Raw genomic sequence first — 16279 nt, forward strand, 5'->3', positions numbered from 1 at the left:
CTCTCCTGGTATAGGCCATAATGTCGTCCTCCTCATCCTATTCCTACTAGGATACTTTATTTATTGGGGTACGACAACTATTCTGACACATAGGGGTAATGAAAGGGAGGTCAATCAAAATGCTGGATTTTACTTATGGCAATCCGGTCAGGATACATTTTGGAAGCGGTTCATTGGAAAAGCTTCCAGGTGAGATAAAGAAGCATGGTACAAGGGTATTGCTCGTATATGGGGGCAGTTCTCTAAAATCAAGCGGCGGCTATGATAAGATCACTGGGATCCTTACTGAAAATGGGATCTCCCATGTTGATTTCGGTGGAAACACCAGACCTCTATACGACAGAGTGCTTGAAGCCATAGAAATATGCAAAGAGGAAAGTGTAGATGTCGTAATTGGAATAGGTGGCAGTGTCTGCATGGATATGGCTAAGATAATCGGCTTCGGAGCGAAGAACGACAATCTGTGGGATTACCTTTCTGGAAGTATAAAGCCTGATGGCAGACCGATGCTTCCCGTTGGCGAAATCCCGACATTCCCGTCAGGAGGCTCCGAGGTGGATGCTGCTGCAGAGATTGAGGAAGGGGAAGATGGAGAAAGAGGATCACTTTACGGCATGTTCCCTGATTTCGCAATTCTCAATCCTGAGCTGACATATTCTGTAGGTAGTAAGGAAACCGCATATGGCGCTTTAGTGACTTTTGCACAGGTATACTCAAATTACTTTGGTGGAAGCAGCAGGATTGCTGAAGGCTTTTCCGAGACAGTGATGAAGACAATAATGGATAGCCTTGCAACCGTACTGAAGAATCCCTCTGACTATGATGCTAGGGCGAATCTCATGTGGGCTTCGGCGGTAAACACGTCAGGAATGCTCACTTCAGGAAAGTTAAGGGCATGGTCGCTATACGGATGTGAGACAATCGCTGAGGAGCTTTTCAATGTAAACTACCGTCAGGCAGTTGCTGTCATATTTCCCAAGTGGCTGAAGGGTATCGTCAATCATTACACCGACACTGCATACAGCTATGCTGTCAGTGTAATGGGGGTAGATGCTGATGGAAAGACAAAGGCTGAAGTGATTGAAGAGGGGATTGCAGCAACTGAAGAAATGTATGCAAAGTATAGCATTGCTGTTACTTTCAATGAAATCGCGGAAGTTCCGGAGAAATCCGAAATTTTGAATGCGCTCGACCGATTTGAAGATGACGATGTGCTTACAAAGGAAGAGGTTAAGGAAATGATACTTGGCTGCATAAGGTAGCCACTTCATGAATTTACGCTGCATCAATAAGGTTATAGCTAAAATGAGAAAAAAAGAAGAACTTCTCAAATGAGAACAGGGACAAGGCCAACCGGCATTTTCCTCGCCGGTTGGCTTTGTCCCCATTAAAGCTGTTTTGTTTTAATATACCTATGGAATTCCTCAGGGACATCCTTTTTCTTCATATCATCATGAATGGAACAGGTGCCTGCTTCTTTGGCAGTCTCATAGTACCAGCACTTGTAGCTGAGCATATCTAGCATGGACTGCATCTCCTCCATCTGTCTGACCACGGATTCCCTTTGTGCTCTGATTATTTTGAGCCTTTCGTCAATCCTTGAATCGCCTTCCATGCAGTAGTCGATGAAGTGCTTGATATCCTTTATGGGCATTCCTGTCTTCTTAAGGCATTCGATGGTCTTGAGCCATGACAGGTCATCGTCCTTGAACATCCGCATGCCACCACCTGAACGTTCGAGGAATGGAAGCAATCCTTCCTTGTCGTAATACCTTAAAGTGGAAGCGGCAACGTCGATCTTTCTTGCAGCCTCGCCTACTGTATAAATCATTGAAATCCTCCTGAAATAATATTTTTAAAAATGGTATTGACTTAAAGTTGACTTTAAGTTGTAGAATCAACTCGAACTCTCTGAATGGAGTTTAACATCAAGACTATTTTTAGTCAATGGAGGAAGTTAATGAGCTATAATATGTATGTACCAACGAGATTCATATTCGGAGGCGGAAGGCTTGGTGAACTTCACTCGCAGAAGCTTCCCGGGAAAAAAGCCTCGGTTGTGATATCACCAGAATCTCCCCCATGGCGCAGGACTCAGAATGATTTCATAAGCATTCCATGAGTTCTTCGTTGAAAAGCATGCATGCGATGAAAGATTCATAGCAATGGCAAAGGCCATGGGTATAAAGGATGCTGACGAGCCAGAGGATTTCATAGCAGCACTTATGGATTTGCAGAAGGCATGCGGCGTAGATGACTTAAGAATGAGTGATATGGAATTACGCTGGATGAATTAGATATGATTTCGAGGAATGCAAGGGAAACGATTGGAGGACTTTTCGCGGCAAACCCATGTGAGATGACGCATGAAGATGTTGTGGAGGTGCTGATAAAATCATATAGATAAGGAGGATAATATGGACATCAACGATTTGCTTGAACACTTGAACCGAGGTGGAATGATTGTAGCTGGATCAGAGCTTCACCAGGTAATGGTTGCAGCAGCACAGGACGCATTGAAGCTAACTGCGGAACTTAACGGACGGTACCATACACCGGACGAGGTGCGTGAAATTTTTTCAGTAATAATCGGCAAATCAGTTGATATCACATTTTCAATGTTTCCGCCATTCTATACCGATTGCGGCAAGAATACGACCATTGGGAAAAATGTCTTCATAAACTCTGGATGCAGATTTCAGGACCAGGGAGGCATTAGGATAGGAGATGGAGTGCTTATCGGACACAACGTGGTACTCGCTACCCTCGACCACGATCTTGATCCTGGAAAACGAGGAAATATATACTCATCTCCAATTGTTATAGGAAACAATGTCTGGATTGGAGCGAATGTGACCGTGGTAAAAGGTGTAACAATTGGAGATGGAGCAGTCATAGCAGCAGGTGCTGTTGTGACAAAGGATGTACCATCCAATGTAATCGCTGGAGGAGTTCCAGCAAAAATAATAAAGAAAATTGAGATTGGAGAAGAATCATGAAGAAACAAACAGCCGGTAGAGATATACTGGGTCAATTTGCTCCAAAGTTTGCTGAACTGAATGACGATGTGCTTTTTGGAGAAGTTTGGTCGAGAGAAACTGAATTGTCAACAAGAGATCGCAGCATAATAACAGTTACAGCGCTGATTTCAAAGGGTATATTCGACAACTCCCTGAAATACCACATTGCAAATGCAAAAAACCATGGCGTTAGCGCTGAGGAAATGGCTGAAGTGATCACCCACCTGGCTTTCTACGCCGGATGGCCTAATGCATGGGCTGCATTCTCACTTGCCAGGCAGGTCTACCAAGATTAGAGGCATTGCCTGCTGAAAAAACTATATTAATATGGAGATGATGGAAGCGTGATAAACGAAATATTCCCGAAAGGTGAAAAGATGCCAGAAACTATCAGCCAATTCTTCACTGGTCAGGTTTGGCTTAATATGCTTGTTGAGAGGGACAATGAATGGAGCTGTCCGATAGGGAACGTGACCTTCGAGCCAGGGCTGCATAAACAACTGGCACAAGCATCCTGGAGGTCAGATCCTTCTGGTCACTGAAGGCAGGGGGTGGTATCAGGAATGGGGTAAGGAAGCGAGGGGGATCAAAGCTGGCGATGTTGTAATGATCCCATCCAATACAAAGCACTGGCATGGGGCAGCTAAGGACAGCTGGCTTGTTCACATCTCCATAGAGACGAACATTACCGCTGGCAGCGCAGAATGGCTTGAAGCTGTATCAGTCGATGAGTATAACAAGCTCGTGTAATCCTGAGAATGAGAAAAGGATTGATTCGGGCACTGGTTAGTAATTTAGCGCTGATGCTATTCATGTTTTCCTCATCAGGCTGCACTTATTCTGATACGAACATACAGCATGATGGGCCTTCAGTTACTCAGGGAAATATTGGTGGAGGTGAGTCAGTGACAGTTTATGATCCAACTGAAAATGAAATGAGGATTAGCCTGAGCTTCAATGACAAGAAAGTAATCGTCAGAATGCATGACAATCCCACAAGCAGGGATTTTATGAGCCTTCTTCCTTTGACTTTGAGATTCGAGGATTATGCAGGAACGGAGAAGATAAGCTACCTTCCTCGAAGCTTATCTTTAGAGAACGCACCCGGAGGATTCGACCCTTCACCAGGCGATTTTGCACTTTATGCTCCCTGGGGGAACCTGGCCGTTTATTACAAGGACTTTGGTTTTTCGAGTGGTCTGATTTCTCTTGGTGTCATAGAGGCAGGAATAGATAATTTGACACAAACAAAAGGAGACTTTGAAGTCCTAATTGAGATTGTGGAGTAGCAGACTATTTTGTGTATAGAGAAGGAAGTGTGAACCAGCAACCAAGAGCGGCTGTATCGCACTTCCTGTTTTTTGAGACAGTAATTCATAAAAGATCGAAGGTCCTCAAACCATCCCATTGCAATGGTTTGAGGACCTTACTGTCGTTGTACATTAGGGTTTGAGATACTTCTAATTGACCTGCATTCACTAAACAACCACTATAAAACAATACATAAGCACGATATTTAGTTCCTGATTCACTATCAAATTCTGCCTTCTAGATTTTCGTTTGAAGTTCATCCTGTGTTGCAATTAGCTGTTTGATCGCGTTTACCACCACCTGCTTGTCTTCCTTGTATGTTACACCAAACCACTTATCCTTTGTTTCAAGCAGCTTTACTTTCGCTTTGCCGCTTTTGATAAGTCCATCAATTATGGTTGGCAGAATGTATTCGGATTTGATATCATCGGAAGATAAATCAGCCAGGAATTCGATGAAACCTGTTTCCAAAACAGACAGGAATTTCGGTGTCGAACCCCACATATTCATTGAAACATATGAGTTTGCGTCCAGAGGCAATAGAGTTCCATCCTTAGCCATAACTGCTGCCCCACTTACTGTTTTCACAATATTCTGGGTCTCATTAATCTTAGTCAGGTTGAAGTCTTCATCGATACTGCAAACCCCTCTTGTAACACCGCCATTTTCGCTTAAGGTGTTCTTCAGAATGAAGCCAGCCAGACAGAGGCTGAATGAATCCTTGTCTTTTGATGGGCTGACCAGGTAATCATGTACCTTTGTAAAAGCTGTCTTGCCATAATAGTCATCCGCGTTGATTACCACAAACGGATTTGTGATCAGGTCTTTACATGCAAGCAATGCTTGCCCTGTACCCCATGGCTTCTTGCGTGCATCTGGCTTTGAAAAGCCTTCAGGCAGGTCATCAAGCTCCTGATAAGCATAGGATACATCACAGATTTTCTCTATCCTGTTTCCTATTATCTCCTTGAAGTCTTTCTCCAGGTCTTTTCTTATTATAAAAATGATATTGTCAAATCCGGCTTCAATTGCATCATGAATTGAATAATCCATGATGATTTCTCCGTTAGGACCTACTGGTTCAAGTTGCTTTATTCCGCCACCAAACCGTGAACCTATTCCAGCAGCCATTATTACTAGTGTTGTTTTCATATCCAATTCCTTTCTTTACCTAAGACTAAATGTTCAGACTCCCATCAGAACCTCGGCATGATGGGTAAGTCCGTCATTCACCAGGTTTATTGCATTATCAGCCTGGATTACTCCGTCAACGTAGACGTTACGGACACCCTTACTGATACCATTTGGGTTGCTTACTTTTATATTATATGCTGTCTGCATGTATTTGTAACTTATGGAATATTCATTCCACTTTTCGGGTATGCTCGGATCAAGGATCAATTTTTCACCCTGCTTGTAAAAACCAAGTATACTTTCCACTCCGGCTTTGTACATCCAGCCAGCCGAGCCTGTATACCAGGTCCATCCGCCTCTGCCTATATGAGGCTGTTCGCTGTAGACATCCGCTGCCATCACATAAGGCTCTACCTTGTAAATCCAGGATTCCCTGCTGGTACGCGCATGGTTTATCGGATTGAGGATCCTGAAGCAGTTCCATGCCTTATTGCCATCTCCCAGCTTGGCGAATGCTGCAACTGCCCAGGCTGCTGCATGTGTATATTGTCCTCCATTTTCCCTGACTCCCGGAAGATATCCTTTAATGTAGCCCGGATCGGTAATACCATCATCAAATGGTGGGGTAAGAAGTTTAATTATGCCTTCCTCTTCCATCACAAGATAGTTCTCAAGCGACTGCATTGCCTTGGAGGCTTTTTCAATATCTCCTGCTCCTGAAAGCACAGACCATGTTTGTGCCAGTGAATCGATTTTGCATTCAGTGTTGCTTGCGGCACCTAGAGGCGTACCATCATCAAAGAAAGCCCGGATATACCAGTTGCCATCCCAGGCGCTATCCTCTATAGAATCTCTCAGCTCTTGGGCTCTTCTCGAAAAGTCATCTGCCACATCCCCATCGCCCATTTCCTGGCACAAGGTTATGAATTTTTGAAGTGTAGTGAACAAGAACCAGCCAAGCCAAACGCTCTCTCCCTTTCCTCCGATTCCAATGTTGTTCATACCATCGTTCCAGTCACCTCCACGGATCAGCGGCAAGCTATGCTCACCAAACTGGAAGGCGTTGTGGACAGCACGGATGCAATGGTCGTATAGCGAGAAACTCTCCAAAGAGACCTTAGGCTGGCAATATCTGTCCGCCTCATGCTCCTTTAACGGTTCTTCCTGAAGGTATGGTGCTTTGCTGTTCAATATGTCAAAGTCACCGGTTATCCTTATATATTCAGCAGTCACAAAGGGTAGCCACAGGTAATCATCCGATATCCTGGTCCTGGTTCCCTTGCCTGTCGGTTCGTGCCACCAATGCAGTACATCTCCCTCTTCGAATTGATGTCCAGCATGCTTTAGAATCTGGTCTCTTGCTATGGAAGGCCAGGTTGCTGCAAGTGATAATGTGTCCTGAAGCTGGTCCCTGAATCCATATGCTCCGCCTGCCTGATAGAAACCGGACCGGGCGAACATCCTGCAGGAGATAACCTGATATTGGAGCCACCCGTTCAGCATGATATTCATTGCCTGATCTGGAGTATCAACTTCCACTCCCTGAAGCTTTTCACTCCAAAAGAGATTAACCTCCTTTAAGGCATCTGCTGCATTTTGAACAGTCTTGTATTTACCTGAAAGCTCAAGGACTTCATCTCTACTTCCTGCCATACCCATGACATAGACAATATCTGCTGTTTCATTTGCCTCAAGCTTTATACATATCTGCATCGCCCCACAAGGGTCATAACCTGCTCCGGTTGTCCCGGATAGATTGATGCACTTCAAGGCATCGGGTGAGACAAGGCTTCCCTGTCCAAAGAATTCCTTTCTGTCACCTGTTACGGTTCTGTCCTCGACAGAAGCATCAATGAAGCATACTCTGTCTGCAAATTCCCTGTTATATGGGTTTTCAATTATCAATGCACCATCATCAGTTTGAGAGGTTATCAGGTGCATACCGGTCTCGTTAGTGCTTACGCCTAAAATTGGGGTAATGTAGTATGTAACTGTCAGTTTTCTTGTCTCATTGCTTTCATTGTGAAAGCTGAGAATGTTGATTTTTACCGTGCCTGAAACAGGGACAAACTGTATAAGCTCTTGTCCAATTCCATGACTCTGGTGCTTGAATTTTGTATATCCGAATCCATGCTCGATCGTATAAGGTTCATCTTCTCTTATTGGAAGCGGAGTCATGGACCATGTATCACCTGACTCATCTCCGATGTAAAAGACTTCTCCAGGCTCGTCACTGACTGGATCGTTTGACCACTTAGACAGTTTGTTTTCTCTGCTGTTTTCGTTCCAGGTGTATCCGCCTCCCGACTCGGAAACCATAAATCCGAAATCTGGATTGGCTATTACGTTCACCCATGGTGCAGGGGTCATTTGATCTTTTTCCAGCTTTATGATGTAGCTTTTTCCATTTTCTCCAAATCCCCCGATACCATTGAAGAATTGAAGTTCTTTGGTTTCTTCAATTTCGTGTTTTAAAATTGGAAGCAGGATTTCACTTTCATGCCTGATGATTTCCTCAGCATTTATGTATTTCACTGACTTATCGCCAATCTCGTATGAGGCGGCCAAGGCTATCAGTTTGGAAGCATTATTCTGTTGTTCCATGCTGCCCAAGCTTCCTTCGAAGATCAATCTGGAATTGGCGTAGAACAGGTTAATCTCATCATTTGTCATAGTGCTGGTTTTCAATATGAATACGTCACGGTGACGGTTCATCAGGTCCTGGGTCTGGGTCGTATATACTATTTCCGTAATCAATGAATTAAGAGGATTAGTGTAGCTGTTCTCTTCATGGCATAAGATGACCAGGTCAACCTTCAGGTCTTTCAATCGCCAGTATTCATGTGCTTTCAGCAATTCATACAGAAGTTCCATCTCATCAGTCTTATCCAGTGCAAGCAGAACAATAGGTCGGTCACCAGAAATGCCATATTGCCATAAGGTCTGCTGCCCTTTGCGATTATCCTTGATATTCTGCTCATAATTTCTCCTCTGAGGGCTGATGAACAGGATATCAGATATCAGATCCTGATAAAGCTCCATTTCATGGGCCTTTATGTTCAGATACTTCGCTTCCACCTGGCTTCTTGTCAGTGCCAGCCAGAATGAAGCATCACAGGCATCTGCACTACTGTATTTTTCAACAAGTTCCAACACTGCATCCTTGCTGTCAGCAGTTGCTGTAACAAAGAATATTCGAGCTGTGTTGCCAGGTTCTATCCTGATCTTCATCCGCATGCAAAATATTGGATCAAGAACAGAACCAACCGTATTTGAAAGAGGCTTCTCTTTCTCGATAGTCTCAGGATTCCCAACGTTATGTCCTCTTCCAATGAATTCGGATCTGTCAGTTTCATACTCTATGTCGCTTATTGTCTCCCCGTCAATCACAGGTATTCCTGCAACCCATAGCTTTCTATCGTAATGACTCCTTGTGCGTCTGTTTGCAAGAAGCACTTTGTGTTCAGGATCGTATTCTGTGCTTACAAAAAGATTGCTGAAAGCAGGGTGTGCCAAATCACTGTTATGGGATGCGCCAACAAGCTCGAAATAGCTGGTCACTTGAATGGTACAGGCTGACTTCCCGTTGTTTTTGAGTTTGATCCGCCTTACTTCAGCAGTATCACCAGATGCTACTACGACTTCCGTCAAGGTTTCAATGTCTCCGTCTGTTCGTCTGTATGCTGCCTTGTCTGATGTGAAAACTACTTCGTAGTTTTTCGGCATAACATTCAACGGCGCATATGTAGCTGACCAGCTTTGATTCATTTCTAAATTTTCAATATAGAAGAATGTGCCAAAGCTTCCGATTATTGGGTCTTCCCTCCACCTTGAGATATCAGCATCTCTTGTTCTGCTGTAGCCTGTACCCTTATCAGTCAGTCCCACAAAGTAATTTCCATTTGATAGGACGTGTGTTTTAGGCAAATCAAAATCAGGTGATGTAAAGCGCCTGTATGAACCCTTGTCGCTGTATACAGTAGCCTTTGAAGCCTGTATTTTTTCTTTGCTGTCCTTTGTGAAGACAACATTTAGCGGCACCTTTTCCTGCAGCAGCAATCTCGCCGCCTTGATATACGGATCCTTTGCGAATCGTTTCTGCATGGTATAGTCGTTGATATAATTATTGACAGCCATGAGGCTCATTCCCTGATGATGGGCCATGAAGCTCTTGACGATTGCTTTTTTAACAAGTGGCTCAAGCCGATCAGTGGTGTAATCTGCAGATTCATAATAGCCGTAGCTGCCTTCCATACCTTCAGCCTTAAGGTGCTTTATGTTTTTAAATGCAGCCTCAGGGTCTACCATAAGTGCAAGGAAAGTTGAATAAGGTGATATGACGGCATCCTGAGCCAGGCCTCTTTTCAATCCAAGCCATGGTACTCCCATTGCTTTGTACTGATAATCCAGATTAATGTCCATAGAATTGTAAGCAGACTCAGAAGTGCCCCATGGAATATCTCTTTGTTTTCCATATTTTATCTGGCTTTTGACAACAAAGGAATATGTTTCATCGAGCAGAGTGTTTTTATAGCTCCTCATGAGCAGCAACGGCATAAGGTACTCGAACATGGTCCCGCTCCAGGATACCAGTCCCTTGAAGCGATCGACCACAGTCAATGACCTGCCAAGCATGAACCAGTGCTTTGGAGGCACTTCTCCTCTTGCTATTGTGATATAACTGGTTTGCCTTGCTTCTGATGCCAAAAGGTCATAATATGAGTTGGTTGTCTTCATTTCTTCAATGTTATAACCGATATAGAATAAGTGTCTTCGGTCATCGTATAAAGCTTTGAATTTGGTGCCCATTGAAATATCTGAAATTCTTGACATCAAAAGCTCACACCGGTTGATGAAATCAGTCGAGAACTGGATCGATTTTTCCGCAGCATCTTTTACCTCGTTCAACCAGGCCAATTCTGCTTTAAAAGTCTCCAATCCTGTTTTCCTGATGCCTTCCGTCAATTGATCGCAATGCATCTTAATGTTACTGCCAAGTACAGGAAGTTCCTTTGGTGTGGCATTAGTTCGCATTAGCTCAATCAGATTATCCAATTTTGCTTTCAGTTCAATATCCAAATTCTGGTCAGGATATATGGCGGTAATTTTAACCCAAGGCATAAAAGTTACAATTTCCTGTTTAAGAGAGTTGCCCAAATGTTCGCTTTTCAATTGCCATTCTCTTCTCGTTATGCTGGACAGAACTGAATTCTCAACGAATTCCGTCAATGCATTATTCCACAGAATAGGCTCTATCTTTTCCTGCCCTTCAAATGAGCTTATAACCATGAGGCTGACAGGAAGCTCCTGATCCTCTTCAATGCCTGATCTGACTGTATCGATGATACCTCTTGCAAATGCAGCATCAATCAATGGTTTTTCCAAGTATTCCTTCAGTCCCTGAATCAATGTGGTAAGGTAACAAACAAGGTTTCCGCTGTCTACTGTCGAAACATACATTGGCTTGAGCGGTTCAAGTGTCCTTGTGTCATACCAGTTATAAAGATGTCCATTCCATTTCGCCATCTTCTCAATTGTTGTAATCGTCCTTGAAACTCGCTCTGAAGTCTCTATGAGTCCGAGATAGCCCATGTCTCTGGCAGTCAGGGAAGCCATCAAACCAAGTCCGATATTCGTCGGAGATGTCTTGTATGCAATACCTCTATAAGGTTCTTCCTGATAATTATCAGGAGCGAGGTAGTTGTTTTTCTGATTAGCAAACTCTTCAAAATATCTCCAGGTTTTTCTGGCGATTTTTCTTAGCTCAAGCAAATCCTTGTCTTCCAATCTTTCAACCTGGATATTATCATCCTTGCTGATCAGATAGGCAATTAATGGTGAAACTAGCCAAACTATAAGTAAAACAACACTTAACCACATGCTTCCCGGCTTGAAAAAATAGGCTAGTGCTGCAATGATTATTCCTACAGAAGCACTCAGTCCCATAGTTCTGATATAGCTTTTCATGGAATTTGGCTGAGCTATGTCAGCATCAGAAGATGTGACCCATTCGAGCATGTTTTTCTTCGTTATGAAGACACGTGCAAGGGTTACAACAATTGCATCCAGTGCCATTAACGCCTGGTAGGGGAGAAATAGGATTCCCAGAAGCAACTGGAATATGGAAGCCTTTATTCCGAAAAAGCCTGGAAGATGTCTTTTAATGCTGTCGGACTTTAGTCCTCCGCTAAATATCTGTGTCAATAAAGACAATACAAGCGGAAGACCCATGGATGCAATACCAACTCCAAGCCAAAAAGCACCAGACCCTGGCAGTATGCTGAAGCCTGATATGATAAGGATCATAACTGAAGGTGTCAGCAAGCTTCTTCTCAGATTATCCGTCATCTTCCATTTGGAAACATATGACAATGGATTGGAGATCAGCGTATTGTTCTTTGTATAGATTCCCTTGAATAGCCAAGGTATCAGCTGCCAGTCGCCCCTGATCCATCTGTGGAGTCTGGCCATGAAGGAATTGAATTTTGAGGGGTATGAATCCACAAGTTCAAGGTCTGATACTAAAGCTGCTCTCACGAAGGAACCTTCCAACAGGTCATGACTAAGTATCGCATTTTCCGGAAGTGTTCCCTTTAATACAGTTTGAAATACTTTAAGGTCATAGATGCCCTTTCCCGTAAATATCCCTTCACCAAAAAGATCCTGATAAACGTCTGATATGGCGCTTGCGTAGGGATCAAGTCCTTCCTGACCTGTGTAGATCCTTGAGAAGACTGACCTGTTTGAGCTGTCACTGTCAAATGAGACTCTTGGCTGCATCAGACCATATCCTTTAGTGACTATTCCCTTTTCAGTATCGATCACCGGTCTGTTTAGCGGATGTGCCATTGTTCCGATCATCTTTTTAGCCATGCCTAAAGGTAAGACAGTATCTGCATCAAGTGTAATGACGTACTTTATGTTTGCATCCGGAAGCAATTCGTTGGAATAGAATGAAAAGCTGGTATCATCAGAGCCAAGAAGCAATTCATTGAACTCCATAAGGGCTCCTCGTTTTCGTTCCCAGCCAGTCCATGTATTGTCTATTTCATTGAATTTTCGTTCTCTGTTGTAGAAATAGAATATATCTTTTCCGCCTTCTGAGTATTTGCTGTTCAAAGCAACTATTCTTTCAGAGGCTTCCCTGATTACTCCTTTGTCACCCTTGTTGATCTCATAATCAGAGTCTTTGAAGGCACCGATCAGTGCAAAATAGAGATTTTTTTCCTTATTCCCGAGGTAATGGTTTTCCATGTTCTCCATAAGCTCGATTACTCGTTTCCTATCAGGAATTATAGCCGGTATAACGACCATTGCGCTCATGCTGTCAGGTATTCCGTCTTGAAGTTCCAGCCTTGGAAAAATAGCTGGTTTTTTCACTCTGCATACCAGCCAGTTGATTATAGAAATGACAATTTCAGAAGCGGGTATAATTACCGCTACCGCTGTAATAATCGCATAAAAGAGATAATTTGAAGAAATGTGGTTCATGGAGTACCCGATTGCTACAACTGTAAGAAGTATTGTGGACACGACAATAGAAAGCATGTAAATTATGCCTTGATGGTTTTCTATAGATTTTCTGAGCCTGGCAAATGGCTTGATATTTCTCTGCTGCCTGCTTTCAAGTTCCTTTAATCCATCTCCAACGATATAGTAACCGATGTGATTCATTCGGTTATCCGGATTTTCTGTTTCATCAGCAATGCTGCTTGCAGACATGGCATTCTGTGCGAGACTCAATGCTTCTTTTGCAATATATAGTTCTGAGACGCCAAAGGTTTTAGCTATCTCCTCCACTCTGTTCTTATAGTGGAAACGCGAATTTATGTCCATAAGACTGTAGGTTGCATCAGGGTCCTGTTTGAGGATTTTTTCCAAATAACTTGTAGCATCAAACAAATCAGTCCAATTCATGTTCGAAAGATGTTTAAGGCTGACGATGCAGTTACCCATGGAGACCGTGCTCACAGCCTGAGCATTATGCTCCCTTTGAGCGATTATTTCTGTTGTAGTATCGTATTTGTCCAGATTCTCGTCAATGTAGCGCAATACATCAGAGTACCTTCTTCCTGATCTTCTCAGTCTGTAGAACATGTGCTCCAGGAAAGAAGGGTTAGCAGTTTCTATTGCGTCATTGACAGCCTTGCCGCTATTTTTGAAAAGTCCATTTATCTTATCTGGGTCAACTATATTGTTTAACATCCATTTTTCAACAATTGAATCGGCAAGATTCCACTGTTTTCTGGTTTCAATGATATCCTCACAAATAACCCGAACATTTTCAATAAGAGCTAGTCTGAGCATTGCAGGAATGACATAAATCTCTCGCTCGAAGAGTATGTTGTGAGACTGATACGCATCCATATATTTAAGTAGAGTATCCTCCTCTATACGGCCATGAGTATGACCGACCAGCTCCATTGCAAGGGCGAAAATCCTGGTAACACTCTGGTAAGGTCCCTTTTTCAATACAGGCAGTTCAAAGTAGCTTTTTTTTGTCAGGTCCTTGCGCAGTCCGCTCACCTGTTCTTCTAGGACGTAATAATTGTCGAGTAGCCATTCAGCTGCTGGTGGCAATGAATGCTTTTTATTGACTTCCGCATTCAACTCTACAAATACCTGACGGATATAGCTGAAGTTTTCATTCATTCTAGTCACAGGCCAGTTCAATTTGTTTCTCTGTGCCGACACCGAATGCTCAAGGGACATGCTTCTGGCATGTTCTTCAAGCTCTTCAACTGTCAGAGAGGCATCTCGTATATTTATGTTTCGCCTTTTTTGCAGTCTGAATAAAACTCCCCATAATAGCAAAAATGCGAGCATCACTGCCCCCAAAATATAAATATAATTAATATATCTTATAATCAATTCCATTTCCTCCTTTGGATTTTCAAGATAAAAAAAGCCACTTTTTATAAAAAGTGACTTTTGCTGCTTGTGCTAGCTGGATTCAATTTTTCAAAACTTAGAGTTCTTTTTATGTTTTAATTATACTATAAAAATGAATAAATGTCAAAGGTGCTTTACACCATTGGCTTCAACCAAGACTTCTTATGACCAGCTTAGCCTTAATATTGTATAGCTTGAAAATATTGTAATTACTGCGATGAAATCGGTTGTAAAATAAATGATAAATTTGAAAGAAGTGGTATAGTGCCATATGCATTAGCGCGTGAATTTAATAAAGGAATATATTTATTTAATTAAATTAAACGGAAATATAGATATTTGGTGTAGCTATTATCATCTTGTACAGATATAACATAATGGGTTTGTAGTGTATTTTAAGAACGTTTCAATAAAATATTTTCCAGGCAATTGATATCAAATCAGCTGCCTGGAAAATATTGGTTTCTTTGTATTTTTCTTATTTGGACCAGATATTCTTTGAATCAGCAGGGAGGAGTGAAAAATTATTTCGATACAGCTGAATTGCAGCTGCTCCTATGAGAACAGCTGAACCTGCAAGTGCTACAGTCTCTAAAAGAGGAAACTCACCCATGAATCCTTCAGGTGCGTTCAGGAACTTGTTAATTCCGAAGTAAGCCCATGCTATCGGAACAGTGAATGAGGCATTTCTTAGTTTCATAAGCACTATAATTGCAAGGAGAACTGCAATGACAAGCATGCCAATTGCAAGGACATCTTCTGCAATTCCAAAACCGTTCCATTTCAATTTTACCAGTGCTGAAGCTATGTTCACGACAGTTGCAATGAATAGCCAACCTGAGTAGAGTCCAAAGCTCAAGGGCAGGAGCCATCTCTTCTTTTCGTGAATCTTTACGAGTTTCTGAGTGATCAAAGCCAACGTAACCACAAATCCCAGAATAAAGATTGCGGACAATTCAATCTGAACATAGGAGAAAACAACGATCCAGGCTATGTTAAGTATACTAGAAAGTCTGAACAGTGGGGTGATCTCGTCAATGGCCCTGCTATAGTATGGGTCATCCTTCTTGAAAATCATAACAAGAATAGAAACTAACAGTAATGTGTAGATGACGCTCCAGATACTGAAAGTTGAGGGGCTCGGGGTTATAAGAGTAACATACATGTCAGATATTTCTTTTTGCGACAACCCATTAATAAGGCCAATTGCACCAAGTGTATTGATAACCAGAGTGACAGCGAAAAACAAACCATTAATCCATGCTTTCTTTGTTCTATCCATGATAATCTCCTTTCTAAAACAACAATAACTATTTCCACTCATTAATAAGGTTTCTTGTGATTATTTCATTTACTCTCTTGAATTCGACTAGTTCATCTCTATCTATACCCTGGAAACAGGCTGCTTCCCAGAGGGCAAGAATCTGATTAAGCTTAGGCGTCATCGATGCGCCTTTATCAGTGAGCTGACAAACCTTGTTTCTTTGATCATCACCATCTGCGTTGCGCACAATAAGACCTCTTTTCTCCATTGCCTGCAGCAGCTTAGTAACGTTTGCCTTATCCGTCTGAAGGAAGGGAATCAACCGGGTTTGCGGAATTCCAGGTACTTTTTCAATGACAAGTATAACGACAAGCTCGCGCCATTGGATCCCCAACGGAAATAGCATTTCATCCAGCTTTTGCTTCCCGTACTTATTAAAAACACTAATGTCACAAATAAACATAATTAAAACCTCATTTATAGTTGTATGAAACAATTGTATTATACAACTATTATTTTTTCAATTGTGTTTTCCTAATTCATAAATATTGCGTATTGAATTAAATTGTACAAAATCGCTACGCGATAGTTCCTTGTCTAAATTCTATACTTATGCCTCTTGAATTAACAGAGTATTTCTTCGCATGAAAAAAATAGT

The 16279-nt window shown here is 42.3% G+C and carries 12 protein-coding genes and 1 pseudogene; 8 read left to right on the forward strand and 5 right to left on the reverse strand.

What is annotated here, in order from left to right:
- The first annotated feature begins 119 nt into the window (after positions 1-119).
- Positions 120-1262 carry an iron-containing alcohol dehydrogenase gene (locus tag J2Z34_RS16535; RefSeq protein WP_209460980.1) on the forward strand — a complete coding sequence of 381 codons (1143 nt, stop codon included), beginning with the start codon at positions 120-122 and terminating at the stop codon, positions 1260-1262.
- A gap of 125 nt (positions 1263-1387) precedes the next feature.
- On the opposite strand, the gene J2Z34_RS16540 is transcribed toward J2Z34_RS16535, so the two are convergent.
- Complete coding sequence (locus J2Z34_RS16540) at positions 1388-1831, reverse strand: MerR family transcriptional regulator (protein ID WP_209460981.1); 444 nt, start codon at positions 1829-1831, stop codon at positions 1388-1390.
- Positions 1832-1960: 129 nt separating this feature from the next.
- Between J2Z34_RS16540 and J2Z34_RS16545 the strand changes: the two genes are divergently transcribed.
- The 7 genes and pseudogenes from J2Z34_RS16545 (at position 1961) to J2Z34_RS16565 (ending at position 4309) form a co-directional block, all read left to right on the forward strand.
- Positions 1961-2122 (forward strand): hypothetical protein, encoded by a 162-nt coding sequence (locus J2Z34_RS16545; RefSeq protein ID WP_209460982.1) that lies wholly within the window; start codon positions 1961-1963, stop codon positions 2120-2122.
- Between the two features lie 43 nt (positions 2123-2165).
- The gene (locus J2Z34_RS17825; RefSeq protein WP_280922344.1) at positions 2166-2297 is read left to right on the forward strand and encodes a hypothetical protein; all 132 of its coding nucleotides are present in this window, start codon (positions 2166-2168) and stop codon (positions 2295-2297) included.
- Positions 2298-2417: 120 nt separating this feature from the next.
- On the forward strand, positions 2418-2999 hold the full coding sequence (locus J2Z34_RS16550) for a sugar O-acetyltransferase (RefSeq protein WP_209460983.1): 582 nt from the start codon (positions 2418-2420) through the stop codon (positions 2997-2999).
- Positions 2996-3316 (forward strand): carboxymuconolactone decarboxylase family protein, encoded by a 321-nt coding sequence (locus J2Z34_RS16555; RefSeq protein ID WP_209460984.1) that lies wholly within the window; start codon positions 2996-2998, stop codon positions 3314-3316. The genes J2Z34_RS16550 and J2Z34_RS16555 overlap by 4 nt, the downstream gene beginning before the upstream one ends.
- A gap of 235 nt (positions 3317-3551) precedes the next feature.
- Positions 3552-3614 (forward strand): annotated as a pseudogene (locus tag J2Z34_RS18005) (cupin domain-containing protein); the annotation flags it as partial.
- Between the two features lie 12 nt (positions 3615-3626).
- The gene (locus tag J2Z34_RS18010) at positions 3627-3770 is read left to right on the forward strand and encodes a cupin domain-containing protein (protein WP_425348059.1); all 144 of its coding nucleotides are present in this window, start codon (positions 3627-3629) and stop codon (positions 3768-3770) included.
- Positions 3771-3778: 8 nt separating this feature from the next.
- Entirely contained in the window at positions 3779-4309 is a 531-nt protein-coding gene (locus J2Z34_RS16565; protein WP_245250885.1) for a cyclophilin-like fold protein, read from the forward strand.
- Positions 4310-4568: 259 nt separating this feature from the next.
- On the opposite strand, the gene J2Z34_RS16570 is transcribed toward J2Z34_RS16565, so the two are convergent.
- The 4 genes from J2Z34_RS16570 to J2Z34_RS16585 form a co-directional block, all read right to left on the reverse strand.
- Positions 4569-5483 carry a sugar phosphate nucleotidyltransferase gene (locus J2Z34_RS16570; protein WP_209460985.1) on the reverse strand — a complete coding sequence of 305 codons (915 nt, stop codon included), beginning with the start codon at positions 5481-5483 and terminating at the stop codon, positions 4569-4571.
- A gap of 33 nt (positions 5484-5516) precedes the next feature.
- The gene (locus tag J2Z34_RS16575) at positions 5517-14291 is read right to left on the reverse strand and encodes a GH36-type glycosyl hydrolase domain-containing protein (protein WP_245250887.1); all 8775 of its coding nucleotides are present in this window, start codon (positions 14289-14291) and stop codon (positions 5517-5519) included.
- Between the two features lie 544 nt (positions 14292-14835).
- Entirely contained in the window at positions 14836-15639 is an 804-nt protein-coding gene (locus tag J2Z34_RS16580; RefSeq protein WP_209460987.1) for a TspO/MBR family protein, read from the reverse strand.
- Between the two features lie 28 nt (positions 15640-15667).
- The gene (locus tag J2Z34_RS16585) at positions 15668-16084 is read right to left on the reverse strand and encodes a MarR family winged helix-turn-helix transcriptional regulator (protein WP_209460988.1); all 417 of its coding nucleotides are present in this window, start codon (positions 16082-16084) and stop codon (positions 15668-15670) included.
- Positions 16085-16279: the final 195 nt, after the last annotated feature.

The sequence above is a fragment of the Youngiibacter multivorans genome (assembly GCF_017873395.1).
Classification (GTDB): Bacteria; Bacillota; Clostridia; order Clostridiales; family Clostridiaceae; genus Youngiibacter; species Youngiibacter multivorans.